The organism is Allomesorhizobium camelthorni, from assembly GCF_011045125.1.
GTDB classification, from domain to species: domain Bacteria; phylum Pseudomonadota; class Alphaproteobacteria; order Rhizobiales; family Rhizobiaceae; genus Allomesorhizobium; species Allomesorhizobium camelthorni.
Genome location: NZ_JAAKZF010000016.1, coordinates 84496 through 108756 on the forward strand (window position 1 = coordinate 84496; position 24261 = coordinate 108756).

The window sequence follows — 24261 nt, forward strand, 5'->3', positions numbered from 1 at the left end:
AGCCACATTCGGGAGGAGTTCACATCATGATGCAAGCCGGTATTTTCACGGGATACTTTCCCTACAGCCTGGAGGAGACTGCCAGGAAGATCCGCGCGCTGGACTTCAATACCGTCCAGCTCGACCTGCACTTCAAGGACGTCGATCTTTCGGCCGGGCAGATCACCAAAGAAAAGGCGAAGCAGGTCCGCGACGTGTTCCGCGACCACAACCTGCCGATCTGCTGCATCTCCGGCTACACGAACATCATCCACCCGGATAGGGGCGAACGCGAGAGGCGCGTCGGCTACCTCAAGGAGATCATCAGGAACGCCCGTCTGTTCGGGTCACCCTACGTGATCTCCGAGACCGGCACCTACAACACCGAGTCCGACTGGGTTCACCATCCGAAGAACAAGACCGAGGAAGGTTTTGAGGAGTGCCGCAAGGTGGTCGCCGACCTGGCTCAGACCGCCTATGACCATGGCGCGGTGTTCCTGCTCGAAACCTACGTCAACAACGTCGTCGGCTCGGTCGAGGAGACGGTGAAAATGTTCGCGCAGGTCGATCACTCGGGCCTCGGCCTGCTGATGGATCCGACCAACTATTTCGAGACCCACAACATCGACAGGATGGACCAGATCCTGAACCAGGTCTTCGACACGCTGACCGACAAGATCAGGATCGCCCATGCCAAGGACGTGAAGCGTTCCGGCGACGACAAGACCGAGAAGCATGCCGATATCGGCGACGAGGACGCGCTTGAGAGCCACACTTTCCGCGGCGTGGGCGAGATCGAGCTGCCGGCTCCCGGCCTCGGTTCGCTGAACTACGATCTCTATTTGCAGCGGCTTGCCGAAAAGCACCCGAACATCCCGGTGATCATCGAGCACCTGTCGGAAGATGATGTGCCGCGCGCAAAGAAGTTCCTCGACGGCAAGTTCCGCCAGAACGGCCTCTGAGACCAAGTGAAAGGGAGGAATGACATAATGTTGAAATCGACAGTGAAATTCGCTGCTGCTGCGCTTCTGGCCTGCGCCGCTTTTGCAACGCCGGGCCAGGCGCAGGAAGAGAAGACGTTCTACCTGCTGTCGCATGGCGGGCCGTCCGACGCCTTCTGGCTCGACTGGAATGCGGGCGCGACCAAGGCCTGCGAACAGTTGAGCGTCACCTGCAACATTTCCTTCTCGGGCGGCGACATGGCAGCCCAGAAGGAAGCGTTCAACTCGGCGATCGCCGCGAAGCCTGACGGCATCGGCACCACGTCCGCGCAGCCGGGTCTCTGGAACACCGAGGTTCAGGCGGCCAAGGATGCGGGCATTCCCGTCGTCTTCTTCAACACCGACGACACGGCGACCGGCCGCCAGGCCTATGTCGGCGCGGACCTCCGCCAGGCCGGCGTGACCTGGGCGAAGTACCTGGTCGACAACAAGCTGGTGAAGCAAGGCGACACGGTGTTTCTGCCCGTCGAGGTGCCGGGCGCCAGCTACCAGCAGCTCGAGACGGAGGGCATCGCCAGCGTCTTCGATCCGCTCGGCGTGAAGTACGACGTGGTCGACGCCGGGACCGACCCGGCCGGCATCATCGCCAAGATGAGCGACTACATGCTCGCCAACAATCCGCCGGCGATTATCGCGCTCGGCGACTCGGTGGCGGCTGCCGTCCGCAAGGTGTTCGACAATGGCGGGATCCAGGCCGGCTCGATCCCCGTGGTCGGCTGGGGCAATTCCAAGGATGTCGCGGAAGCGGTGCGTGACGGCTACTTCAATGCCGCGGCGTGGCAGTTCCCCTCCGCGCAGGGCTTCATGCCGGTGGCGCTGCTCAACCTTGCCGCCTCGGGCGAGCCGATCGGCTACGACATCCAGACGTTCAGCCTCTACGACAAGTCGAGCTACGAGCCGATCCTCAAGCTCTATGGCGAGTGAGCCTCACGTCGGCTCCAACAGAGGACGAAGATGGATACGGTCATGGCGGCGGTAACGGAAAGAATGGAAGGGTGGGGAGACAGGTGGCGTCGCCTGATGGCGACGCCGCAGGTCGCCTCGCTGATTATCCTCGCCATCGTGCTGGCGGGATTTTCGATCGCCAATCCCAACTTCCTGTCGCCGCTCAATATATCCAACATGATGGCGTTCCTGCCGGAGCTGGGGATCATGGCGCTCGCCATGACGCTCCTGCTCACGGCCGGCGAGTTCGACCTCTCCGTCGGCGCTGTCTTCGCGCTCGGTCCGGTGCTTGTCATGCTGCTTGCCCAGACAGCCGGCGTGGACATCGGCCTTGCCTTGCTCGTCGGCCTCGTGGTCTGCATCGCCATCGGCGCGATCAACGGGATCATCGTCACCAAGATCGGCATCTCGTCCTTCCTCGTGACGCTGTCGATGCTTCTGATCGTGCGTGGGGTGGCGCTCTACATCACGCAGGGTTTTCCGCTCAAATCCTGGGACCAGCCGGGGTTCTTCGTCACGCTTCTCGCGGGCAGTTTCGATCTCGGCCCGTTCCGGCTCTACATTTCGCTGTTCTGGTTCATCGGGCTGACGCTCGTCTGCGCCTACACCCTGAACTGGTCCAAGGTCGGCAACTGGATCAGCGCCATCGGTTCGAACCGCAGCGCGGCGGTAGCGCGCGGCGTGCCGGCCGACGCCGTCAAGATCTGGCTGTTCATCACGGCTTCGGTGCTTTCAGGTCTCGCCGGCATGATCAGCGCCTTCCGGATTTCCGCCGCGTCGCCCGTTGCCGGCACGGGCTACGAGCTCGAAGTGATCGCCATGGTGGTCGTCGGCGGCACCGCGCTTACCGGCGGGCGCGGCACAGTTCTGGGCACGGTCGTCGGTGCCTTCATGTTGCGCGCGATCCGCAACGGGATCGTGCTGATCGGCGTGCCGGGCCTCGCCTTCAACATCTTCGTCGGCGCGATCATCCTCGTGATGCTGATCCTGCACGCGATGATCCAGAGACGGAGCATACGGCGATGACGGCTGAAGTCCTGCGCCTGGAGCGCGTGCGCAAATCATTCGGCAGCGTCAACGCCCTGCGAAGCGCGTCGCTGACCCTTCGCGAAGGGGAAGTCGTTGCGCTTTTGGGCGACAACGGCGCCGGCAAGTCGACGCTGATCAAGGCGATCTCCGGCGTGCATACGGTCGATGGCGGCGACATCTATGTCCGAGGAGAAAAGGCGTCGATCCGCTCGGCGCGCGACGCGATCGATCTCGGCATCGAGACGATCCACCAGGACACGTCGCTTGCGCCCGACCTTTCGATCGCACGCAACCTGTTTCTTGGCCGGGAGCCGGTGAAACTGCCGTTCCTTGGCGTTTTCGCGCCGCTCGATTTCCCGGAATTGCGGCGTGCCGCATCGGCGCTGCTGCGGCGGGTCGGCATCTCCAAGAAGCTCGACGCCGATGCGCCGGTCGACACGCTCTCCGGCGGCGAGCGGCAGTCGATCGCGATTTCGCGCGCGATGCAATTCGCCGCCAAGGTGATCATCCTCGACGAGCCGACCAACAATCTCGGCGTCGAGGAGACCCACGGCGTGTTGCGGTTCGTCAAGGAGGTGCGCGACGCCGGCCATACGGTGCTCTTCATCACGCACAACATCCATCACGTCTTCCAGGTGGCTGACCGCATCGTCGTCATGCGCCGCGGCGAGATCGTCGCGGAGCGCGCCGTCGAGGACACCGACCTCTTGACGGTCGAGAGCCTCATCATGGGCGTCGACGTATCGACACTCGTCAAGGAAGCGAAGGCGCACTGATGGTTCGGCTCTACGGACAGACGCTGACGCGCAGGCAGGTTTCGGAACGATCCGGAATGCTGTCGCAATTTGCCGGCGTGCGCCTGATGACGCTCGGCGACGGGGTCGAGCGCGGTATCCGCATGCTTGAGTTCCGGACCGGCAGCGGACTTCGGTTCACCGCGCTGGTCGACCGGGCGCTCGACATCGCCGACTGCGACTACAAGGGCCAGGCGATCGGCTGGCATTCGCCGAGCGGGTTCCGCCACCCGGCGCTGCACGAGTACGAAGGCGAGGGCGGCTTCTCCTGGGCACGGTCGTTTTCAGGCCTGCTCCTGACATGCGGCCTGGACCACATCCTCGTCCCCGAGGAAGTGCCCGCTGACAATTACAATTATCCCGGCCGGAAGAGCGTCCGCCATTCGCTTCACGGGCGGGTCAGCACGATTCCGGCGCGGCTCACCGGCTATGGCGAGCGCTGGGACGGCGACCGCTGCGTGCTTTGGGCGGAAGGCGTCGTCCAGCAATCGGCTGTGTTCGGCGAGGATCTGCATCTCCATCGCCGGATCGAGGCGGATGTCGGCGGCAACGAGATCCGCATCTCCGACCGCGTCGTCAACCACGGCTTCGCGCGCACGCCGCATATGTATTTCTATCATGTGAATGTGAGCCACCCGCTGGTCGACGAAGGCTCGCGCTATCTGGCGCCGGTCACGGATGTGGTGTGGGCGGCCCATGCCGGCGAGGCCTATCGGGCACAGGACGTGGGCTACCGGACTCTGCCCGCCCCGCGCGCGAACTTTCGCGAACAGGTCTGGCAGCACGAACTCGGATCGGACGCCGGTGGCAACGTGCCCGTCGGGGTGGTCAACGACCGGATCGGCCTCGGCTTCGAGATCGTGACCCGGAAGAACCAGCTTCCCTGCATGTACCAGTGGCAGAATTTCCAGGCCGGCCACTACGCCATGGGGATCGAGCCGGCGACGCATCATGCGCTCGGCAACACTGCCGCGCGCGAACGCGGCGAGATGATCTGGCTCGAACACGACGAGTCCCGGTCCTACGAGGCGACTTTCAAGGTTCTCGACGGGCAGGCCGAGATCGATGAGGCCGAACGCCGGATCGCCTCGATCGCCAAACAGCCGCAGGAGGATTTTCCGGCGCCGTCGGGCAGGTTCCCCAAACTTGCCGAAGGATCGCGGTCATGAGGCAAGAAGAGATCGGTAGGAGAGCCGGCATTCGGGAGAGACGCGGGAGGAGGATCGACAAGGACAGGACAGAAGGCGGATCTTGGAGAAGACGATGACAATCGTGGAAAAGAAGAAGCGCGACTACAGCCTCGTCGGCGAAAGCACGCGCAGGGCGATCGAAACCGGTCTTGCCTCGGCCGAGTGGTATCACACCGAGGTGGCGCGAAAGGTGATGAAGGAACTGATGCAGCGTTCGGACGGACCCGCCATCCGCGACACGATCGTCTGGCTCGGCGTCCTTCTCGTCTCGGCGGCCGGCGCGATCACCTTCTGGGGCACATGGTGGTGCGTGCCGTTTTTCTTTGTTTACGGCGTCTTCTATGCCTCGGCGAGCGACTCGCGCTGGCATGAATGCGGTCACGGCACCGCGTTCCGCACGCGCTGGATGAACGATGTCGTCTATCAGATCGCCTCCTTCATGCTGATGCGCAATCCGGTGACGTGGCGCTGGAGCCACGCGCGACACCACACCGATACGATCATCGTCGGCCGCGACGCCGAGATCGCCGTCATGCGGCCGCCGGACCTCCTGAAAGCGGCGCTGACGTTCACCGGCCTCCTGGATTTCCGTTATTCGCTGCCGACGCTCTTCCGCAACGCATTCGGCAATCTTTCGGCCGATGAGAAGAGCTACATTCCGGAGATGGAGTGGCCAAAGGCAATCGTCGCTGCCCGCTGGCACGTGGCGATCTATGTTGCGACGGTGGCGCTTGCCATTGCCATTCGGTCGTGGCTGCCGCTGATGCTGGTTGGCCTGCCGCGCCTCTACGGCACCTGGCACATGGTCATGACGGGCCTGCTTCAGCATATCGGCCTGGCCGACAATGTCGTCGACCACCGGCTGAACACGCGCACCGTCTATATGAATCCGATCAGCCGGTTCATCTACTGGAACATGAACTACCATGTGGAGCACCACATGTTCCCGATGGTCCCCTATCATGCGCTGCCGCGGCTGCACGAATTGATCAAGCACGACCTGCCCGAGGCAAATCCCTCGATATGGCACGCCTATCGCGAAGTCTGGCCGGTGCTTCTCAAGCAACTGAAATACGAGGACTACTTCCTCAAGCGCGACCTGCCGCCGACGGCGCGGCCCTATCGCGGCGAATTCCATGAACTGACGGTATCGGCCGCCGCCGAGTAGTCCTCCTGACCAACAATCCCGACGCCCGACCATGAGGCGTCTCCCGAGACCGATGGAATGAGACTATGCCAGAATGGATCGTGGCGTGTGCCGTGGACGATGTGGACGAGGAGGATGTGATCCGCTTCGACCACGGCGGCCGGACGTTTGCCATCTACCGCTCGCCCGATGACGAGTTCTTTGCGACCGACGGCCTTTGCACGCACGAGAAGGTGCATCTGGCGGACGGGCTGGTGATGGACGACATCATCGAATGCCCGAAGCACAATGGCCGCTTCAACTACAAGACCGGGGCCGCCAGGGGCGCGCCGGCCTGCGTCAATCTCCAGACCTATCCGGTGAAGGTGGTGGCCGGAAAGGTCATGATCGAGATCGGCGGCGTCGATGGCTGAGGCGGGCATGGTCATCGTCGGCGCCGGTGAAGCCGGCACGCGGGCGGCCTTCGCGCTGCGCGAAGAGGGCTATGCGGGACCCGTCAGCCTGATCGGCGCCGAGCGCCATCTGCCTTACGAACGCCCGCCTCTGTCCAAGGACGCCATGGGTTTGGCCGGCGCCGGCATGAAAACCATTGCGGACGCCGTGCGCTTTGAGGAAGCGGGCATACGGCTCATTCTCTCCGCCGCGGCAATCTCCATCGATCGCGCGGCCCGTGAGGTGAAGCTGGAAGGCGGTGCTTCCCTTTCATATGACAGGCTGCTGCTGGCGACGGGCGCTCGTCCGCGCAGGCTGGCGATGGCGGAAAACTCCCGCCGATGCGTCTATCTCCGGACCCACGACGATGCCGAAACCATCCGCGCCCATTTGCGGCCCGGCGCCCGCGTCGCGGTGATCGGCGGAGGCTTCATCGGCCTGGAACTCGCTGCGGCGGCGCGAATGCGGGGCTGCGCGGTCTCGGTTATCGAGGTCGAGAAGCGTCTCCTCACGCGCGCCGTGCCGGCGGAGATCGCGGCGGTGCTGCATGAGGCCCACGCGAAAAGCGGCGTCGACATACGATGCGGTACGGTCGTCACCGCCATCGATGACCTTGATGACGGCGTCTCTATCGCACTGGCCGACGGCGCTTCGATTGATGCCGACGCCTGCATCGTCGGCATCGGCGCGATCCCGAACACCGATCTCGCCGAACGGGCCGGGCTGGCGGTCGAGAACGGCGTCCGCGTCGACGAGCGCATGGCGACGTCCGATCCGCATATCTTCGCTGCGGGCGACTGCTGTTCCTTTCCACTTGGCGTCTATGCCGGCAGGCGGGTCCGTCTCGAAGCCTGGCGCAACGCCCAGGACCAGGGGAATCTGGCCGCCCGCAACATGCTGGGCAGGCAGGAGAACTTCGCGGCGATCCCGTGGTTCTGGTCGGATCAGTTCGATCTGTCGCTTCAGATCGCCGGGCTCGTCGACGAGGGCGCCGAAACCGTCCGCCGGGAGATCGGAGAGGGCGCGTTCATCCTGTTCCACCTTGCAGCCGACGGCAGGCTCGTCGCAGCAAGCGGCATCGGGCAGGGGAATACGGTCGCCCGCGACATACGGCTGGCCGAAATGCTCGTCGCCAAGAAGGCGAGGCCGCCGCGCGACAAGCTAGCGGCCGCCGAGACCAAGCTGAAAACACTGCTTGCCGCGTAAAGGGGAACGAATATGAGCCGCACCAGACCGACCATCGCCGACCTGCGCGCAATGAAGGGCAAGCGCCAGCTCACCATGCTGCGCGTCATGACGCTTGAGGAAGCCGAGGCCGCCGAGCGGGCGGGAATCGATATCGTTTCGATCCCGCCCGACCTCCTGCTCGACCCCCGGTACCGCGATGCCGCTCCGAGCCTCTTCTCGATGCCCGGCGACAATTTCTACGAAATCGGCACTGCTGACGATTTCCTGCGCTGGGCGTTCAAAATGTATAAGGCGAGCGCCGACGCAGTCTATTGCAGCGCGAGCTATGCAACGATCAAGCGGATGGCGGACGAAGCAATCCCGGTGATCGGCCATGTCGGCCTGATACCGTCGCGCCGGACCTGGACCGGCGGCTGGAAAGCGGTCGGCAAGACCGCCGAAAGCGCGCTCGAAATCCTGGCCGCGGTCAGGCATCTGGAGGCGGCGGGCGCCTTCGGAGCGGAGATCGAGGTGGTGCCCGTGGAAGTCGCCGCCGCCATCTCCGAGCGGACCTCGCTGTTCATGATCTCCATGGGGGCAGGCACGGGCTGCGACGCGCAGTATCTCTTCGCCGAGGACGTGCTCGGCCAGAACCGCGGGCACATGCCGCGCCACTCCAAGGTCTATCGCAACTTCGCAGTCGAGTTCGACAGGCTGCAGGCGGAGCGCGTCGCGGCGTTCCGGGAATTCGTGGCCGATGTCGAGCGCAAGGCTTTTCCGGAAGATCGCCATGTCGTACACATGGACCTCGCCCAATTGCGCGCTTTCATGGACAGGGTCGAGAAGCGATGAATGCCCCAAACTCGCCGCCAGCCGAGTCGGTTGTCGCTGGCGCTCCTGCCCATGTGATTACCCTTTCCTGCGATGATCGCCCCGGCATTGTGGCCGCGGTGACTACGGAACTGGCCCGGCTTGGGGCCAATATCACCGAGAGCAGCCAGTTCTGGGATCGCCAGACGAACCGCTTCTTCATGCGGATCGCCTTTGCCGGGCCGGCCGATGCAACACCCGCCAGCCTTGAGCGAGCGCTCGCGGTTCCGATCGGGCAGTTCGGCATGACGGCGGCGATAGCGGACCAGTTCAGGCGTCCGAAAATCGTCGTGATGGTGTCGAAGTTCGACCACGCCTTGCTGCATCTTCTTTACCAGATCCGCGTCGGCTGGTTGAACGCGGAGGTGGTCGCCATCGTCTCCAACCATGAGAGTGGGCGGCGCACCGCCGAGTTGGAGGGGCTGCCGTTTCACCATTGGCCGGTGACCGCGGCCAACAAGACCGAGCAGGAGCAGAAGCTCATACGGCTGGTGGAGGAGACCGGCGCGGAACTCGTCGTTCTCGCTCGCTATATGCAAGTCTTCTCCAGCGATTTGTCCGCCCGCCTCTCAGGCAGGGCGATCAACATCCACCACTCCTTCCTGCCGAGCTTCAAGGGCGCCAAGCCCTACCATCAGGCGTTCGAGCGGGGCGTCAAACTGATCGGGGCAACGGCGCATTACGTGACCGGCGACCTGGATGAGGGACCGATCATCGAACAGGAGACGGAGCGTGTCTCGCACGCCCAGAGCGCTGACGATTTCGTGGCCGTCGGGCGCGACATCGAGAGCCGGGTACTAGCGCGCGCCGTAAAGCTGCATCTCGAAGGCCGCGTCATGCTCAACGGCCACAAGACGATCGTTTTTTGAGGGGCAGTTGAAACGATTGCTGGCTTGTCGGCGATTTGCTCGCCAAGCCATTGAATTTTCTGGTCGGAGTGGCAGGATTTGAACCTGCGACCCCGTCGTCCCGAACGACGGGGTAGGCGGAGAAAACCGCAGATTTGCAGGGTTTTTCGTCACGCTGGTCGACCGATGTTCACGTTTGTTTCCACTATTTCTGTGGGGTAACTGTGGGGTGCAATCACTCTGTTCACTGTCTGTTTCTCGCCTAGGCGGACGATGCCGTTTGACACCCGCTTGGACGTCATCTTCTCCGCTGCGTCCGCCTGATAATCCGGATGGTGATGGCCGTATGTCGAGAGAAGTACGTCCACGGTCATGCCGAGAAATCCGGCCGCTTTCCACGGATCGGCACCAGCCTGCATCAGCCAAGTTGCAGCTGTGTGCCGCAAGGTGTGCGGAGTGATGTCCGTCCTGAATTTCCTCTCCTGTCCTTCGCCCTCGTACCACCCGAGGCCAGCAGCCTCGCATGCGGCGCGGAAAGCTTTTTTGACAGAGGTGACAGACTTTCCGTTCCATTCGACTACATAGTCGTGCGAAATCTTGCGGCCAATATTCTTGCCCCTGCCGCGGGCCTTGGTCTTGATGTCAAGATCTGTGGCTGCCCATCGGCGCAGGTGGACGAGCAGTCGAGATGGGAGGCGAACAGGCGGCTGCCGCTTCTTCGTCTCTTTTGTGCCTGGTGCCCGCCGGTAAAAAACCCCACGCTCAAGGTCAACGAAGCCTCTGCCAGGTGTCGGCCGGATCGCTGCACCGCAGACCGCGCCGGAGCGCGTACCCGTATAGAGCGCAACGAGGATGAACCGGGCTAAATGGCGACCGGTCCGACGGTCGCTCGGTCGCCCCTTCCAACTTTGCTTCATCCGCCAAGCGGTCCAGATGAGCCTGGCCGCCTCGCTCCTAGTCAGCCAGCGCTCGCGAGCGCCGGGCTTTTCAGGAAGGACGATCTTCGGCACGCTCGTGACATAACCTTCTTTGTGGTAGTAATTGATAGCCGCGCGCAGATCCTCGAGTTGGCGGCGGGCAGACGCTTCGGTCGGACGCGAGGCGACATAGGCACGGCAGAGCCTGCCATTTATATCGCCCAGCTTTTTCTTGCCGAAGAAGTCCAAAATGAACTCTAGCCTCGTAGCGGTCGCTTGGGGGGCGGCGTGCTTTGGGGCAATGTCTCGCAGGTAGAGATTGATGGCATCGGCGATCGAGACGTTGTCGCGATCGCGTCCGCGATCTTGTGGAGGGTGGTATTTTGAGGCGATGTAGTCAGCGAGTGCTTTTTCGTTTTCAGGTCTTGGGCGGCCTTTCTCGCCGCTGCCAGCGCTAATGAAGGTTGATCCGTCACGAATAAACCATCCCGCTTTATTGCGGAGTGTTCCGTCTGTCTTTCGGCTCTCGTCCCGCCAGACGAGGCGGGCCCCTTTCGACGTCCGCGGCATAGTTCCCTCATTTTGGCGATCGCCGCCAAAGTGACGTATTCCTTGCCGGCAATCAACTCTGTCTCGAGGCGGCCGGCATTTCGTTCTTTGCGCAGGCCGGCCGCGCCCATGGAACCGTCCGGAAACGCTAACTTCGCCGCCGTCTCCAGGCGAAGCGGTGTATCGTCGTCGAATTGCTCCGGGATGTTCAAGGCTTCGTCTCCCAATCGCCCGGTTGGAGAAGCTTGAACCTGATTAATGTTAGTCAGAAAAGGTCCCATGCGCTGAAGTCGTACGAAGACGGGCGTCTGGCGGCATTTGTGTGTCGTGGAGGTCGCTGCGCCCAGCTTGGTCCCAGAAGCGCGGCGACAGAGGTGGGCAGATGGTTGCCGACGTCCGCTACGCTGATCCCCTCGAGGGGAAGCCCGTCTTTGCTCTCGAACTTCGGCGTTGCAAGCTTGACCCGGGGCCGTTTGCCCTCTGAAATGGCGGAGAGAGCGTCTTTCGATTTCACGACGATCGAACTGAAAACATTAAACTTTTCGCGCTCTTTGTTACTCAGTCTGTTACACAACTGCTGGAGTGGTTCAGCTTTAGCTGCATCTGAAGGAATTTCGTTTTGTGAGGCGCTGTCGAAGGCCTGGGGCCTTCCACGGCCGGCATAAGTAGCGATCGGCGCGATCACGGAGCCCGGGACGATGTGCTCTTTCTTTGGGTCAATCTTGACGGGAACATCGATCAGGACGAACTGGTCGCGCACTGCACCCGCAGGAATGTGATCATCAGCCGGGCCGTCTGTTCGCAACTGATCCACGGCAATCCCCAAACTGTGTTCGCCTCGTGATGGACTGCACAAAATATGCAAGCTTTTCAGCGGTTTATTGACGCAGCCGTGCAGTGAGATAGAGAAACTGAGCCGTCTCATGCGTGCTGCTCGAGCTCCGAGCTTCGCCCGGTTCAAGGATCATGACCTTGCCGATGCCGGATCAGACGTGTCGGGAAGGGGGGGCTGAGGCCGGCTTGTGATTGAAGGACGCGAATCCGAAAATGCGCACACTTCCCGCTAGAGCGGGGGGCGAGGCGGAGGTCAGCTACCGCCGATCGCAGATCTGTTAGCGGCGTGCGCCCTGAAAGTGGACGCGACTACGCCGGGCGAAGGCGGCTCGATTGCCGCCCCAAAGAGGAGTCGGTCAATTCGCCTTCGCTGCGCCCAGGGCCGTATGGCCGATCCGATTTTCAGCGATCCAGCGTGCGGCGAGCACCAGCGCACCCATGGAAAAATCCTTCCCGTGCCTGGCGACCATTTCTTCGGCCAGGCTGCCAAGCCGCGCGAAAAACTCGTCCTTGCTTTGCTCTTCAGATGTAGGTTCGGTCATTGCTTCCTCCTGACGGGTTGAACATGCGTCGTCTATTTGAACATCTGCGCGGCAATGGTGACGATGGCCGCGACGCCATCGGCGTCGCCTGCGGCTAGGTGGCTCCCGTCCGGCGACCAGGCGAGCGTCGTCACCGGGCCGCCGGCCGGCCTGACAATCAGTTCGTCTCGCATGCCAATCTGGGCGACGACGATCTGGCCGTTGGCGAATCCAGCTGCCACGAGCCCCTTGGACGGGTGCGCCGCTAACGCTTCGACTGGAAACAGGCGGGCGCGCCCCGTCTCTAGTGCTCCGCAAGACAACTTTCCCGCGAGAAGTGGCGTGTCCATAACCCACGCTGCAATGCGAAAAGCACCAGATGCGACTAGCGCATTGGCAGGTCCGCTCCAGCAGACGCTGCGAACGGGAGCCGGAAAACCGGCCACGGCGTCGGTTCGTCTGCTCGCGCAGTCGATCAGACTGAAGCCGTCCGCCCCGAGCGCGCAGGCCAGCAGTGACTGGCCGTTCCATCGGATCGACACCGGCTGCCCCGCACAGGCGAAGTCGTCAAGCAGCATGGTTTCGTCCCCGCTTACCCAGACGCAGAGGCGGTCGCCCGCGGAAAAGGCGAGGTGATCGCCGCCTGGCGACAGCGCGACAGTGCTGACGGGCGAAGTCGCGCCATGGGCGAGCGCGAACTGGCTGCCTTGCCGCACAAGCAGGATTTTATTGCCGTCGGTTGCCACCGTCACCCCATTTGCCACCGAGTGGTCGATGGCCACGATGGCGGTTTCGAGCTTGAGCACCGGCTCGCCCAGGCTGCCGTCCGCCCGTAGGAGAAGGACATCGCCGGCGCCGCCGCCGAGGAGGAAATCCGACTGGCCGAACGCGGTGACGGGAATCGGTCCCGCCGCAAGCTGCGGGGTCGTGATCAACGGCACCGGTGGCTTCTCGCGCGGGCGGATGGTCGTCTGGCCGAGATCGCCACTCACTCTGATGCGCATATTCGGCGGCTCGCTGTCGGCGACCGCGGCGATCGCGACCGTGCCGTCCGCCGATGGGAAGGCGATCGTCGTGCCGTCGGCGCTGAAGTGGGCGTCGGTGATCGCCGATGGGCGATGCCAGCTTCGCGCCAACAAATCGAACAAGGTCAGGTTCTGCATCGCCTGCTGGTTCATGGGTCATTCCCTTTGTCAGTTTCCGTCCGTTGCGGCGAGCGCACGGTCGACGTCCTCGACTTGACCCTCGACGGCGATGATGCGTTCCTCGCATTCCGCACGCTCTTGCTCGATCGCCGCAACGCTCTCTTCCGCTTCATGCAAATCCTGCACCAGTTGCGCGCTGCCGCCGCTCCTGGTGATTTCGAGTTCCAGGCGCAGCACATCCATCTCGATACCGGTGCGCTTCTGAGTGAGCCGCAGCGCCTCGGCAGTGAGAGCGGAGATATTGGCGACAAGTGCCAGCCGATGGCTGAGCAGCGCGTCACGCGCGGCAGCTTGATCCTTCATCGGACCCTCCTGTCATTTTTTACTCCCAGCCATCCGTTCACCGGACTTTTCGAAAGCCGACAACAAATTGGGCAGTGCGCTGGCTTGCGATTGGAACTGCTTCTCAGCCGTCTCTATGTGGCTCTTGAGCTGGTCCCAGATGTCGACGCGGATCATCGAAGTCGTGTCGCCAGTAAGGCGCTCGATCTCGTCGACGCGGAACTGGCGCGACAGCGAAACGCCGCAAAACACGAAGTCTCGGAGCAGGATCGCATGGTTCTCGATGAACAGATGGATCATCGGATGTGTTTCGGTGGTGACGCCTTGAGCGGCAAGTTCGGCTCGGACGAAGTCCTGGAAATGGCTCTGCAGGCGGTACTGGCTCTCGCCCACGAAGCGCATGACAAAGATCAGGTCGCTGGGGATCAGCCTGACAAGATCGCCGGCGATGCCGTCGGGCGGACTGGACATTGTCGGTGTCGGCCCCAGGCTGTCTTTGTCGTTCGGCATGGTCTCTCTCTGCTGTTGGCCACCCAAGGGACGATTGCCCCCAAATAGTAGCGGAGCAAGAGCAACTGAATAGATGAAAAATTAATTTCGTGTATGCTGCACCTGCGAAGTAACTACAACGAAGTTGCGAATAGAAGCAAAACATTACAGGCGTAAATTACAACTGTAAAAGAACGTTACAGTTGATGGCATACTCATTACCGAAACAGCCGCGAGTTGTTTTGAATGGCCAGCCGTTGGGCTTGTTTCACAACTGGCACGGCGCTTGCTTTCTCCATTTCCATAAGAAGCCCATCGCGTTGTGATGCGGTGCCAAAAGAACGAAGGAACGGAGGAAGCAGGGATCAGGTCACGTCCGCTTCGATACGCCTATCGCAAATGCGGTTGGCGCCGCGGTCCCTGTCAGACGCCTCAGAAACCTTTGCCGCGATCCACTTGAACGGCTGGACCACGAGTCGCGCCTGACTGCGCAACCCTTTGTCGTGCCGTTCGCACTCTCACTGGCGGCGCTGTGTGCCGTCTCACGCCCGGATCAAGGGATCCGCGGCTCAAACCTGGTGGAGGCTTATGACGATGTCGTCTTTGACGCTCAACAAGATTACCTCGCAACGCGGCATTTCCGTGGGCGAGGCGACGAAGAAAATTTCCGACCTCGGTTGGAACCCGACCTACGTCCAGGAAGCGATGACGTTTCCGACCGACTACAAGATCTCAAAGGCGCCGCGCGATCCGATGAAGCAGGTGCTGCGCTCTTACTTCCCCATGCAGGAAGAAAAGGACAACCGCGTCTATGGCGCGCTCGACGCCGCTCTTCGTGGCGACATGTTCCGCAATGTCGAGCCGCGCTGGGTCGAATGGATGAAGCTTTTCCTGGCCATCATCCCCTTCCCGGAAATCTCGGCAGCCCGCTCTATGGCAATGGTGGCGCGGCTGGCGCCGGGCGAGGATCTTAGAACCGGCTTCACCATGCAGATGGTCGACGAGTTCCGCCATTCCACCATCCAGATGAATCTGAAGAAGTGGTACATGGAGAACTACATCGATCCGGCGGGCTTCGACATCACCGAAGAAGCTTTCGGCAAGTGCTATGCAACCACAATAGGCCGCCAGTTCGGCGAAGGCTTCATCACCGGCGACACGATGACGGCAGCCTGCATGTACCTGACGGTCGTGGCCGAGACGGCGTTCACCAATACGCTGTTCGTGGCAATGCCTTCGGAAGCGGCTCGCAATGGCGATTACGCGCTGCCCACCGTCTTCCTTTCGGTGCAGTCCGATGAAAGCCGGCACATCGGCAACGGTCACTCGCTGCTGATGGCTGCGCTGAAGGAGCCTGAGAACCACCTGCTGCTCGAGCGCGACATGCGTTACGCCTTCTGGCAGAACCATGCCATCGTCGACGCCGCCATCGGCACGTTCATCGAATACGGCACAACCAACCGCGACAAGAACAAGGAATCCTACGCGGAGATGTGGCACCGCTGGATCTACGAGGACTACTACCGCACCTACATGCTGCCGCTCGAGAAATACGGCATCAAGATCCATCACGACGATGTCCAGGCGGCCTGGGAGCGCATCACGAAGAAGAACTACGTCCACAAGGTCGGGCAGTTCTTCGCCGTCGGTTGGCCTGTCAATTTCTGGCGCATCGAAGCCCAAACCGACAAAGACTTCGAGTGGTTCGAGCACAAATATCCTGGTTGGTACGCCGAGTTCGGCGACTTCTGGAAATGGTACGCCAAGCTCAGCCACAAGGGCGAGAAGGTGCTGCTGTTCAACAGCGATGTCGGCTACGTCTATCCGCACCGCTGCTGGTCTTGCCTTGTGCCTTGCCTCATCCGCGAGGACATGGTGGTCGATGAGATCGACGGGCAACTGCACACCTTCGCCCACGAGCTCGACCGCTGGACCGCTGTCGAAGCCTTCGCCGACGAGTATCAAGGCCGTCCAACGCCCGCGATGGGCCGCTTCAGCGGCAAGCGGGAATGGGAGACGCTCTATGACGGCTGGGATATCGCCGATGCGATCAAGGATCTTAACTTCGTCCGTTCCGACGGCAAGACGCTGATCCCGCAGCCGCATCTGCGCTTCGAGGCCGATCAGCAGTGGACGCTGGACGACGTGCGCGGCAACACCCTCGGATCCCCGTTGAATGCGCTCCGCGCAATGTCGCCGGCCGATCGCGAAAAGCACCTCGCTGAGTACCGCGCTGGCTTCACCATAACGCCGTTCAATTGACGGTCAGGCGGGCCGGTTACCGCCGGCCCGCCCACCGCTTGGTGGTCGATATGACACGTGCCCGTTTCGCCCTGCCCATCGCCATAGCGGCGTGGGCCGCAATCGCCGGAACCGCCTCCACCGTTACAGGCGCCCATCTGCCCGCAGACGACTGGAGGAAGGTGACGGCCGGCTACAGGGGCTCGCTCGGCCAAAAGCCAAAAGAAACAGTGAAGATACTCGCTATCGGGAGGCTAGTTTAATGAGTGACGCTCACACAGTGCGCCTGGAGCCGGTCGGCGTCGAGTTCGAGGTCGAAAACGGCGAGACGGTGCTGAACGCGGCATTTCGCCAAGGTATCGCGTTGCCGCATGGCTGCAAGGAAGGGCAATGCTCGGCCTGCAAATGCGTGCTGCTCGACGGTGAAGTCGACATGCTTAAATACTCGACCTTCGCGCTCAACGACATGGAGAAGGACTCTGGCCATATCTTGCTTTGCCGGGCCATCGCCTATTCCGACATGGAGGTTGAGCTCCTCAATTACGACGAGGAGGTTCTGGCGAAATCGATCGCAGTAAAGACGTTCACAGGCCGGATCTCGAAATTCGACCATCTTACCCATGACATCCGCGGCATCGAAATCGAACTCGGCTCGCCGATAAAATTCTGGGCTGGGCAATATGTCGACATCACGGTCACCACGCAAAAAGGGGAGACGATTACGCGCTCGTTCTCCATGGCAAATACGCCGGACGAAACCCAAAAACTCTCCTTCATCATCAAGAAATATCCTGAGGGAAAGTTCTCAGGGGAACTCGACAGCGGAGGAATCCGAGTCGGAGCCGAAGTCACCGTCGCCGGACCTTATGGAACCTGCTTTCGACGGGAAGAACGGCAAGGTCCCCTGATCCTGGTTGGCGCCGGCTCGGGCATGTCGCCCGTCTGGTCGATCCTCAACGATCATCTCAAAAGCGGCGAGAAACGCGACGTCTACTTCTTCTACGGCGCGAGGACGCCGACCGACCTGTTCTATCTCGACAGGATCTCCGAGCTCGCCGATCGCCACCCGGAGCTGAATTTCATACCTGTTCTCTCGCACGTCAACGGCGAGGCATGGGACGGCGAGCGCGGCTTCGTTCACCAAAGCGTTGACGCCAAGCTCAAACAGTTGGCGGTGGACGGGCAGGGCGATGTCTATGCCTGCGGGCCGCCGCCAATGATCGATGCGCTGCAGCCGATCCTGTTCATGAACGGCTTCGAGACGGAACGCATCTTTTTCGACAGGTTCACCACATCGTCCGGCGCCACCCCGGCCCACTGAGGCAGGCCGAAGCCAACGACATCAGAGAGCAACTGCAACAAGGGAGTGAAGACTATGGTAGCAACGTCGAGTTCAGTCGGATCGGGGGCCGCAGGGGCCGCGATCTTCGCCGATTCGGACAGCCGGAAGTATCGGTATTTCGACCCGAAAGGGCAGCGCGCAACGCACTACGAGGATGTCACGGTCGACGTCCAGCCCGATCCAGAGCGTTATCTGATTCAGGACTGGATCATCTCGTTCTCGAACGGCAAGGGCGCCTACATCAAGGACAACACCGCCGCCCAAAGCTCGAACTGGCACGCATTCCGCGCTCCTGACCAGGAGTGGGAGCGCACGCACTACCAGCGCCAGTCGAAGATCGAGACGATGGTCCAGAGCGTTATCACTAACGCCCGCCGCGCCGGCGCGCCGAAAACCTTCGACAAGGTTTGGATCAAGCTCCTGCAGGCACATCTCGGCGCATGGAAGCATGCCGAGTTCGGCCTCGGCACCTCGCTGATGCAGGCGCAGCGCTACGGCTATACCCAGATGATCAACAACGCGACGCTGACCAACTCGTCTTACAAACTCAGGCTCGCCCAGGACATCACCCTCTACCTCGCCGAGATCGGCATGGACATTCCCGGCTGGGACGACACGCTCGGCAAGACGCGCTGGCTCGAGGATGGCGTCTGGCAGGGCACCCGCGAGGCTGTCGAGACCATCATGGGCACGACAGACTATCTCGAGCAGTATTTCGCCATCAACATCATCTTCGAGCCGCTGGTCGGCGAGCTCTTCCGCTCCGGCTTCCTCATGCAGGCGGCTGCGGCCAATCACGACTTCATCACCCCTCCGGTGATTTCGGCGGCTGAAGCCGACTACGAGCGCAATCTCGCGAACACGATCGACCTCACCTACCTGCTCGCCAACGACGAAAAGCACGGCGCTGCGAACAGGAAGCTCTTCCAGGGCTGGGTCAAGAAGCACGGCGCGCTTGCCGACAAGGCAGCCATCGGCCTCCAGCCGATCTGGTCGATGCCGCATTCTAAGCCGATTTCCTTCGCCGATGTCCGCGCCCAGTCCGAAGAACGGATTGGACAGATCCTCGGCGAACTCGGCCTCAAGCGCTGAATAAGGAGAAAATACTCATGTCAACCGCAGCACGCGACGCCTCGCAGTCCAACATCTTCAAGTCGATGAAGGACATCACCTTTGAACAGACGATTTCGCACCAGTGCGGCGTCACCATGAACGACTCGGTCGAGGCGCGTGCCATCGCCGAGTTCATGGGCAAGAAGCCTGGCGTCACCGTCACCTACCAGCCGGCCATGATCCGTATCGACGGAAACGGCAAGCTGATCTTCAAGATGGACGAGATCAGCGAGTATCTCGGCAGGGAGATGACCGCGGAGATATTCGAGGTCAACACGTCGACCCACTATGGCCGCATGGTCCGCATCGACGACAACGAAGTGATCCTGTTCGGCGATATGGACGAGGTTTTCGAGTTCATCTGAGGAAACGCCTGGAATTCGGCGCGCCGCTCAATCACGGCGCGCCGGCCCGATCAACGCGATTGCTGCGGAGGCAACAATGTACAGAACACCGGAAGGCAAGGACATCTTCGTGGTCGACGGCCACACCCATTTCTGGGACGGCAGCCCGGAGAACCAGAAGAATATTCACGGCAAGCAGTTCATCGACTGCTTCTACGCGTATCATACTGGCCTCAGCCCCAAGGAGCAGCTTTGGGAGAAGAGCAAGTTCGAGAAATACTCAGCCGAGAATCTCTGCAATGACCTGTTCATCGAGGGGCCGGATGACATAGCCATCTTCCAAACCACGTCGCTGAGCGATTTCTACAAGACTGGCTTTGGCTGCATCAAACGCACGTCGGAGATCGCCAAGAAATATCCCGGCCGGTTCATCGTGAACGGATCGTTCGATCCGCGCGATGGCGAGAAGGCGCTCGAATATATCCACTTCATGAAGGAGACCTACGACATTAAGGGCGTGAAGATGTACACCGCCGAGTGGAACGGTGCGTCGAAAGGCTGGCGTCTGAACGACCCCGACGCCTACAAATGCTTCGAGCTCTGCGACAAGCTCGGCATCCGGAACATCCACGTCCACAAGGGTCCAACCATCATCCCGCTCAACAAGGATGCGTTCGACGTGCATGACGTGGATCATGCCGCCACCGATTTCCAGGGCCTCAACTGGATCGTGGAGCACTGCGGCCTGCCGCGCCTGGACGATTTCTGCTGGATCGCGACGCAGGAGACCAACGTCTATGCCGGGCTCGCGGTGGCGCTGCCCTTTATCCATTCGCGTCCGCGCTATTTCGGCGAGGTCATCGCCGAGCTGCTGTTCTGGATAGGCCCCGAGAAGATCCTGTTCGGCTCGGACTACGCGATCTGGACGCCTCGCTGGTTGGTCGAGAAGCTCTGGGCCTACCGGATCCCAGAGGACATCGCGGCTGAACGCGGCGTGCAATTGACTGACGAGATCAAGGAAAAGATTCTCGGCCTCAACGCTGCCCGCCTCTACGACATCGACATCGCAGCCAGGAAGGCGGAATTCGCCAACTCCCCTTTCAGCATCGCTGCGGAGTAGGCGCCATGCAACCGGCCAGCGCATTTACCAGCCGCGTGATCGAACTGTGGCGGCGGCTCGGCGAAGTCAACGATCCGGAACTCGACGAGCCCATCACTGAGATGGGCTTCGTCGAGCGGGCCGAAGTGGTGGGCGACGGTAGCGTGGAAGTGGATTTCCGCCTGCCAACTTACTGGTGCTCGCCAAACTTTGCCTTCCTGATGCTGGACGGCGTCCGCAAGGCACTCGATCAGCTCTCCTGGTCGCCTGCTTATCGGGTGAAACTGCACGACCACATGTTCGCGGAAGAGGTTAACCGCGGCATCGCGGCCGGCAAGGCGTTCGGTGAAATCTTTGGCGAGCTTGCAGAGGATCTCGATCTCGAAACTCTGCGCGAAACGTTCGGGGTGAAGGCCTTCAAGCGCCGTCAGGAAGCTGTCCTTGTCGGCCTGAGACAACACGGCCTGACCGACCGGGAAATCCTCGGCATGGATCTCACCGCCCTCGACGCCGCCCGGTTCGAACCCGGGGAGGCGGCGAAGCAGAAGCCGAGATACCGCGCGGCCTATGTCGAGCGCTTTCCCGGGCGGCGTCAGGTCGATCCGGTCTTCTTGACCTGCGAGGGCGCGCCTATCCCGACGCTGACCCTTGGCGCTTACCTCGCCGACCTGCGCGCGGTGCGAATCAACATGGAGTTCAACGGCGCCTTGTGCCGGGGGCTGAAGCATACGCGATACAAGGAACTGGGCGTTGTCGACGGAGAACCCACGCTCGTCGATTTCATCATGGACCGGGTGCCGGTTCCTGCCGCTACTAGAATCTGAAGTAGATCTGAAACAAACGGCCTCCAAGCACGAGGCCCCGAACCAACAACCCGCCCGTAAGGCGGAAGGAGGAATCATGCCCAAAATATTGCTTCACAATTCCGAGGCCCGCCGTGCGCTTGCCCGTGGCGTCTTTCGCCTGGCAGCCGCGGTCGAGCCGACGCTCGGCCCAAAGGGCATGAATGCCATGATCGACCGGCCGATCGGCACGCCGATGGTGACCCGCGACGGCGTCAGCATCGCCTCCGAGATCGAGCTGCACGATCGCTTCGAGAACATGGGCGCGCAGGTCGTCCGGGAAGTGTCGATGCAGACCAACGAGGTTGCAGGTGACGGCACGACGACGGCCATCGTGCTAGCCAATGCGCTCATCCAAGGCGGCGTCGCGGCCAATGATCGCGGCACCAAATCCGTCGACCTCTGCAAGGGCGTTGAGCTTGCCGTAGCGGCGGTGGTTGCGGCGCTTAAGGCTTCGGCCAAGCCCGCCAAAGGCAACGGCGTCCTCGCTTCGGTGGCCAACATCGCGGCAACTAACTCGAAGCTCGGTGGGCTCGTGGCCGAGGCTTTCGATCGGGTAGGGGCGGAAGGCATCATCACGACCGAGCATGGCGTGACGACCGAGACCACCCTCGACGTGGTCGAGGGCATGTCCTTCGACCGAGGCTATCTCTCGCACCACATGGTGACCGACCAGGAGAAGATGGAGGCGGTGCTTGTGCGGCCATACATCCTCTTGACTGACCTCAAGATCAAGGAGCCATCGGCGCTCGAAGCGGCGCGCGCCATCGCCGAGAAGGCCGACCGGCCGCTGCTGATTGTCGCCGAAGAGGTGTCGCCGGAAGTGGTCGTCACCCTGCTCGGCAAGCAGGGTCCCGGAAAATACCTCGTCGTGCATCCGCCGGAATATGGCCACTGGCGCAAGGCGATGATGGAGGATCTGGCGATCCTCACTGGCGGCAAAATGATCGCCCGCGACCTCGGCGGGCGGCTGGAGGACATAACCGCGGAAGACCTCGGTAACGCCGAACGCGTGAAGACCAGCGCATCCCACACCACGGTCATCCGTGGCAGCGGCGACTATAGCGCGATTGCGGCAAGACGCGCCCAGGTCCAGCGCCAGTACGAAGCTGCACCACCTAACATCGAGCAGGACAAGCTGCGCGAGCGGCTGGCGAAACTCTCAGGCGGCGCGGCAGTGATCTACGCTGGCGGCGTCACGCCGGTCGAGCAGAAGCGGACCATCCAGCTGATCGAGGATTCGCTGAATGCTGTGCGCGCCGCTTCCGAGGAGGGCGTGGTGGCCGGCGGCGGCGCCGCACTCGCGCAGATATCGCCGCATCTCGACAAGCTGCTGGCGACAGTGGACGGCGACGTCGCCGAAGGCGTGCGGCTGGTGAAATCGGTGCTGTCGCGGCCGCTTTGGCGCATCGCGGCCAATGCCGGCGCCGATCCGGAAGCCGTCGTGGCCGAGGTGACGCGCGTCAATGGCGGCTACGGCTACAACGCGGCCTCTGGCGCATACCAGAACATGTTCGAGGCAGGCGTCATCGATCCCGTCCGCGTCACCTACACTGCGCTCGCCAACGCGGCTTCAGTCGCGACGCTGATCCTGACCACCGAAACGCTGATCGGCCATCTCGCCGAGGACGAAGATCCGACGGCCGGCCCGGCGCTGGGCGGCGGCGCCGAAAAGCTTGGCCGCGCCTAGCGGCAACTCCAACGGAACGATTTTCGACGTTGAAAGGAAACGACGATGAAAGCTGCCAGACTCTACGAATACGACCCGCGCATGAACGTCCAACTCAAGATCGAGGAGGTCGCCGCGCCGACGATCACCGCCCCCGACGAGGTGATTGTGCGGGTAGGCGCCGCCGGCCTCTGCCGCACCGACCTGCACATCATCGAGGGTGTGTGGAAGCCGACCATGGATCCCGAAGGCACGCTGCTGCCTTACATTATGGGCCACGAGAATGCCGGCTGGGTGGAAGAAGTCGGCAGCGGCGTGAAATCAGTGAAGCGCGGCGACGCCGTCATCTGTCACCCGTTCCGGTCGTGCGGCATCTGCCTCAACTGCCGGCATGGCGAGGACATGTACTGCGACAACGGACAGTTCCCTGGTCTTGGCATGAATGGCGGTTTCGCCGAATATTTCATCACCAGCGAGCGCTCGCTGATCAAGCTGAACGCCAATGTCACGCCGATCGAAGTGGCGCCACTCGCCGACGCCGGCATCACCGCCTACCGCGCCGCCAAGCGCGCCGCAAAACTGCTGAGGCCCGGAAGCTACTGTGTGTTGCTAGGCATCGGTGGGCTCGGCCACATCGCACTGCAATCGCTGCACGCGATCTCCGGCGCCCGCATCATCGCCGTCGACCGTGAGCCCGCGGCACAATTGCTGGCCAAGGATCTCGGCGCCGACTTCGTGCTCGACGGAGGGCCTAACGTGGTCGAGGAGGTCAAGGCGATCACCGGTGGCGGCGCGCATGTGGTCATCGACTTCGTTGGCGAACTCGGCGTCGAAAACATCTGCTGGAAGATGGTGCGCAAGGGCGGACAACTGTTCATGGTCGGCTATGGCGGCACGGTCAATGTGCCGACCGCGCATCTGGTCATCGAGGAGATCAACATTGGCGGCAGCCTGGTCGGCAATTTCACCGAGCTTGTCGAACTGATGGAGCTGAACGCCGACGGTAAGGTGAAGATGCACTACACCGAATACAACCTTGCCAGCATCAACACCGCGCTCGACGACTTCAAGAACCGGCGGTTCACCGGCCGCGGCGTCATCGTTCCCTGAAAAGTTCGGGCCTGGATCCGCTCTGAACGAAGCGTTTCCGGTTCTGTCATCATCTGCAAGGAGAGGAAAAAATGAACAAATACATATGTGAATTTATCGGATCCTTCGCGCTGGTCTTCTTCGGCTGCGCGACGGTTCTGTTCATGCGCTCTGAGGTCGGGCTGCTGGGCGTTGCCATGGCGTTCGGCCTGTCAGTGGTCGCGATGGCCTATTCGATCGGACCGATTTCGGGCGCACATCTTAACCCGGCAGTCAGCCTCGGCTTCTTCGTCTCAGGCCGGATGAAGTCGAATGACCTGATC

At 61.8% G+C, this 24261-nt stretch carries 26 protein-coding genes; 20 read left to right on the forward strand and 6 right to left on the reverse strand.

Features of this window, described 5'->3' with window-relative positions; translation table 11 throughout:
• Positions 1–26 precede the first annotated feature (26 nt).
• The 10 genes from G6N73_RS14215 to purU all read left to right on the forward strand — a co-directional run bounded on the left by G6N73_RS14215 (position 27) and on the right by purU (position 9423).
• Positions 27–941 (forward strand): sugar phosphate isomerase/epimerase family protein, encoded by a 915-nt coding sequence (locus G6N73_RS14215; RefSeq protein WP_165028600.1) that lies wholly within the window; start codon positions 27–29, stop codon positions 939–941.
• 27 nt (positions 942–968) lie between these two features.
• A complete protein-coding gene (locus G6N73_RS14220; protein ID WP_165028602.1) occupies positions 969–1904 on the forward strand; it encodes a sugar ABC transporter substrate-binding protein in 936 nt (311 codons plus the stop codon).
• A 42-nt stretch (positions 1905–1946) separates the two neighbouring features.
• Entirely contained in the window at positions 1947–2951 is a 1005-nt protein-coding gene (locus tag G6N73_RS14225) for an ABC transporter permease (protein WP_246252047.1), read from the forward strand.
• A complete protein-coding gene (locus tag G6N73_RS14230) occupies positions 2948–3730 on the forward strand; it encodes an ATP-binding cassette domain-containing protein (protein WP_165028604.1) in 783 nt (260 codons plus the stop codon). Before G6N73_RS14225 ends, G6N73_RS14230 begins: the two co-directional genes overlap by 4 nt.
• The gene (locus tag G6N73_RS14235) at positions 3730–4917 is read left to right on the forward strand and encodes an aldose 1-epimerase family protein (protein ID WP_165028606.1); all 1188 of its coding nucleotides are present in this window, start codon (positions 3730–3732) and stop codon (positions 4915–4917) included. The genes G6N73_RS14230 and G6N73_RS14235 overlap by 1 nt, the downstream gene beginning before the upstream one ends.
• A 94-nt stretch (positions 4918–5011) precedes the next feature.
• Entirely contained in the window at positions 5012–6106 is a 1095-nt protein-coding gene (locus tag G6N73_RS14240) for a fatty acid desaturase family protein (protein ID WP_206078849.1), read from the forward strand.
• A 65-nt stretch (positions 6107–6171) separates the two neighbouring features.
• Complete coding sequence (locus G6N73_RS14245) at positions 6172–6498, forward strand: MocE family 2Fe-2S type ferredoxin (RefSeq protein ID WP_165028608.1); 327 nt, start codon at positions 6172–6174, stop codon at positions 6496–6498.
• Positions 6491–7723 carry an NAD(P)/FAD-dependent oxidoreductase gene (locus G6N73_RS14250; protein WP_165028610.1) on the forward strand — a complete coding sequence of 411 codons (1233 nt, stop codon included), beginning with the start codon at positions 6491–6493 and terminating at the stop codon, positions 7721–7723. Before G6N73_RS14245 ends, G6N73_RS14250 begins: the two co-directional genes overlap by 8 nt.
• Before the next feature lie 12 nt (positions 7724–7735).
• On the forward strand, positions 7736–8536 hold the full coding sequence (locus tag G6N73_RS14255) for a 3-methyl-2-oxobutanoate hydroxymethyltransferase (protein ID WP_165028612.1): 801 nt from the start codon (positions 7736–7738) through the stop codon (positions 8534–8536).
• Positions 8533–9423: a formyltetrahydrofolate deformylase gene (purU, locus tag G6N73_RS14260; protein ID WP_165028614.1), complete on the forward strand. Its 891-nt coding sequence runs from the start codon at positions 8533–8535 to the stop codon at positions 9421–9423. The genes G6N73_RS14255 and purU overlap by 4 nt, the downstream gene beginning before the upstream one ends.
• Before the next feature lie 149 nt (positions 9424–9572).
• Here the strand turns inward: purU and G6N73_RS14265 are convergent, their stop codons facing one another.
• The 6 genes from G6N73_RS14265 to G6N73_RS14290 form a co-directional block, all read right to left on the reverse strand.
• Positions 9573–10889, reverse strand: coding sequence for a tyrosine-type recombinase/integrase (locus tag G6N73_RS14265; protein ID WP_165028616.1), 1317 nt, complete (start codon positions 10887–10889; stop codon positions 9573–9575).
• Between the two features lie 244 nt (positions 10890–11133).
• Positions 11134–11793 carry a hypothetical protein gene (locus G6N73_RS14270; protein ID WP_165028619.1) on the reverse strand — a complete coding sequence of 220 codons (660 nt, stop codon included), beginning with the start codon at positions 11791–11793 and terminating at the stop codon, positions 11134–11136.
• Between the two features lie 265 nt (positions 11794–12058).
• A complete protein-coding gene (locus G6N73_RS14275) occupies positions 12059–12244 on the reverse strand; it encodes a hypothetical protein (protein WP_165028621.1) in 186 nt (61 codons plus the stop codon).
• 32 nt (positions 12245–12276) lie between these two features.
• Complete coding sequence (locus G6N73_RS14280; protein ID WP_165028623.1) at positions 12277–13401, reverse strand: WD40 repeat domain-containing protein; 1125 nt, start codon at positions 13399–13401, stop codon at positions 12277–12279.
• Between the two features lie 15 nt (positions 13402–13416).
• A complete protein-coding gene (locus G6N73_RS14285) occupies positions 13417–13731 on the reverse strand; it encodes a hypothetical protein (RefSeq protein ID WP_165028626.1) in 315 nt (104 codons plus the stop codon).
• A 12-nt stretch (positions 13732–13743) separates the two neighbouring features.
• Positions 13744–14220 (reverse strand): hypothetical protein, encoded by a 477-nt coding sequence (locus tag G6N73_RS14290; protein ID WP_165028628.1) that lies wholly within the window; start codon positions 14218–14220, stop codon positions 13744–13746.
• 567 nt (positions 14221–14787) lie between these two features.
• On the opposite strand from G6N73_RS14290, the gene G6N73_RS14295 reads away from it, so the two are divergent.
• The 10 genes from G6N73_RS14295 to G6N73_RS14340 form a co-directional block, all read left to right on the forward strand.
• Positions 14788–16461: an aromatic/alkene/methane monooxygenase hydroxylase/oxygenase subunit alpha gene (locus G6N73_RS14295; RefSeq protein WP_206078850.1), complete on the forward strand. Its 1674-nt coding sequence runs from the start codon at positions 14788–14790 to the stop codon at positions 16459–16461.
• Positions 16462–16511: 50 nt separating this feature from the next.
• On the forward strand, positions 16512–16703 hold the full coding sequence (locus tag G6N73_RS14300) for a hypothetical protein (protein ID WP_165028632.1): 192 nt from the start codon (positions 16512–16514) through the stop codon (positions 16701–16703).
• Positions 16703–17761, forward strand: a complete 1059-nt coding sequence (locus tag G6N73_RS14305; protein ID WP_165028634.1) for an NADH:ubiquinone reductase (Na(+)-transporting) subunit F — start codon at positions 16703–16705, stop codon at positions 17759–17761. The genes G6N73_RS14300 and G6N73_RS14305 overlap by 1 nt, the downstream gene beginning before the upstream one ends.
• 54 nt (positions 17762–17815) lie before the next feature.
• Positions 17816–18874, forward strand: coding sequence for an aromatic/alkene monooxygenase hydroxylase subunit beta (locus G6N73_RS14310; protein ID WP_165028636.1), 1059 nt, complete (start codon positions 17816–17818; stop codon positions 18872–18874).
• A 17-nt stretch (positions 18875–18891) separates the two neighbouring features.
• Positions 18892–19260 (forward strand): MmoB/DmpM family protein, encoded by a 369-nt coding sequence (locus G6N73_RS14315; RefSeq protein WP_165028638.1) that lies wholly within the window; start codon positions 18892–18894, stop codon positions 19258–19260.
• A gap of 76 nt (positions 19261–19336) precedes the next feature.
• Complete coding sequence (locus G6N73_RS14320; RefSeq protein ID WP_165028641.1) at positions 19337–20359, forward strand: amidohydrolase family protein; 1023 nt, start codon at positions 19337–19339, stop codon at positions 20357–20359.
• Between the two features lie 5 nt (positions 20360–20364).
• Positions 20365–21162, forward strand: a complete 798-nt coding sequence (locus G6N73_RS14325; protein ID WP_165028643.1) for an iron-sulfur cluster assembly protein — start codon at positions 20365–20367, stop codon at positions 21160–21162.
• Positions 21163–21238: 76 nt separating this feature from the next.
• Entirely contained in the window at positions 21239–22870 is a 1632-nt protein-coding gene (groEL, locus tag G6N73_RS14330; RefSeq protein WP_165028645.1) for a molecular chaperone GroEL, read from the forward strand.
• Between the two features lie 45 nt (positions 22871–22915).
• Positions 22916–23959 carry an NAD(P)-dependent alcohol dehydrogenase gene (locus G6N73_RS14335; protein WP_165028647.1) on the forward strand — a complete coding sequence of 348 codons (1044 nt, stop codon included), beginning with the start codon at positions 22916–22918 and terminating at the stop codon, positions 23957–23959.
• A gap of 71 nt (positions 23960–24030) precedes the next feature.
• Positions 24031–24261 (forward strand): aquaporin (locus tag G6N73_RS14340; protein WP_206078851.1); only part of this gene is annotated, 231 nt, incomplete at its 3' end.

Bases quoted from the DNA above. Each gene is read 5' to 3' on its own strand.
- G6N73_RS14225 (WP_246252047.1), top strand. From the start codon at position 1,947: ATGGCGGCGGTAACGGAAAGAATGGAAGGGTGGGGAGACAGGTGGCGT.
- G6N73_RS14290 (WP_165028628.1), bottom strand. From the start codon at position 14,220: ATGCCGAACGACAAAGACAGCCTGGGGCCGACACCGACAATGTCCAGT.
- G6N73_RS14320 (WP_165028641.1), top strand. From the start codon at position 19,337: ATGTACAGAACACCGGAAGGCAAGGACATCTTCGTGGTCGACGGCCAC.
- G6N73_RS14255 (WP_165028612.1), top strand. From the start codon at position 7,736: ATGAGCCGCACCAGACCGACCATCGCCGACCTGCGCGCAATGAAGGGC.
- G6N73_RS14275 (WP_165028621.1), bottom strand. From the start codon at position 12,244: ATGACCGAACCTACATCTGAAGAGCAAAGCAAGGACGAGTTTTTCGCG.
- G6N73_RS14265 (WP_165028616.1), bottom strand. From the start codon at position 10,889: ATGCCGCGGACGTCGAAAGGGGCCCGCCTCGTCTGGCGGGACGAGAGC.
- G6N73_RS14300 (WP_165028632.1), top strand. From the start codon at position 16,512: ATGACACGTGCCCGTTTCGCCCTGCCCATCGCCATAGCGGCGTGGGCC.
- G6N73_RS14315 (WP_165028638.1), top strand. From the start codon at position 18,892: ATGTCAACCGCAGCACGCGACGCCTCGCAGTCCAACATCTTCAAGTCG.
- G6N73_RS14215 (WP_165028600.1), top strand. From the start codon at position 27: ATGATGCAAGCCGGTATTTTCACGGGATACTTTCCCTACAGCCTGGAG.
- G6N73_RS14310 (WP_165028636.1), top strand. From the start codon at position 17,816: ATGGTAGCAACGTCGAGTTCAGTCGGATCGGGGGCCGCAGGGGCCGCG.
- G6N73_RS14220 (WP_165028602.1), top strand. From the start codon at position 969: ATGTTGAAATCGACAGTGAAATTCGCTGCTGCTGCGCTTCTGGCCTGC.
- G6N73_RS14335 (WP_165028647.1), top strand. From the start codon at position 22,916: ATGAAAGCTGCCAGACTCTACGAATACGACCCGCGCATGAACGTCCAA.
- G6N73_RS14240 (WP_206078849.1), top strand. From the start codon at position 5,012: ATGACAATCGTGGAAAAGAAGAAGCGCGACTACAGCCTCGTCGGCGAA.
- G6N73_RS14230 (WP_165028604.1), top strand. From the start codon at position 2,948: ATGACGGCTGAAGTCCTGCGCCTGGAGCGCGTGCGCAAATCATTCGGC.
- G6N73_RS14270 (WP_165028619.1), bottom strand. From the start codon at position 11,793: ATGAGACGGCTCAGTTTCTCTATCTCACTGCACGGCTGCGTCAATAAA.
- G6N73_RS14325 (WP_165028643.1), top strand. From the start codon at position 20,365: ATGCAACCGGCCAGCGCATTTACCAGCCGCGTGATCGAACTGTGGCGG.
- G6N73_RS14285 (WP_165028626.1), bottom strand. From the start codon at position 13,731: ATGAAGGATCAAGCTGCCGCGCGTGACGCGCTGCTCAGCCATCGGCTG.
- G6N73_RS14280 (WP_165028623.1), bottom strand. From the start codon at position 13,401: ATGAACCAGCAGGCGATGCAGAACCTGACCTTGTTCGATTTGTTGGCG.
- G6N73_RS14235 (WP_165028606.1), top strand. From the start codon at position 3,730: ATGGTTCGGCTCTACGGACAGACGCTGACGCGCAGGCAGGTTTCGGAA.
- G6N73_RS14305 (WP_165028634.1), top strand. From the start codon at position 16,703: ATGAGTGACGCTCACACAGTGCGCCTGGAGCCGGTCGGCGTCGAGTTC.
- groEL (WP_165028645.1), top strand. From the start codon at position 21,239: ATGCCCAAAATATTGCTTCACAATTCCGAGGCCCGCCGTGCGCTTGCC.
- G6N73_RS14245 (WP_165028608.1), top strand. From the start codon at position 6,172: ATGCCAGAATGGATCGTGGCGTGTGCCGTGGACGATGTGGACGAGGAG.
- G6N73_RS14250 (WP_165028610.1), top strand. From the start codon at position 6,491: ATGGCTGAGGCGGGCATGGTCATCGTCGGCGCCGGTGAAGCCGGCACG.
- G6N73_RS14295 (WP_206078850.1), top strand. From the start codon at position 14,788: ATGACGATGTCGTCTTTGACGCTCAACAAGATTACCTCGCAACGCGGC.
- purU (WP_165028614.1), top strand. From the start codon at position 8,533: ATGAATGCCCCAAACTCGCCGCCAGCCGAGTCGGTTGTCGCTGGCGCT.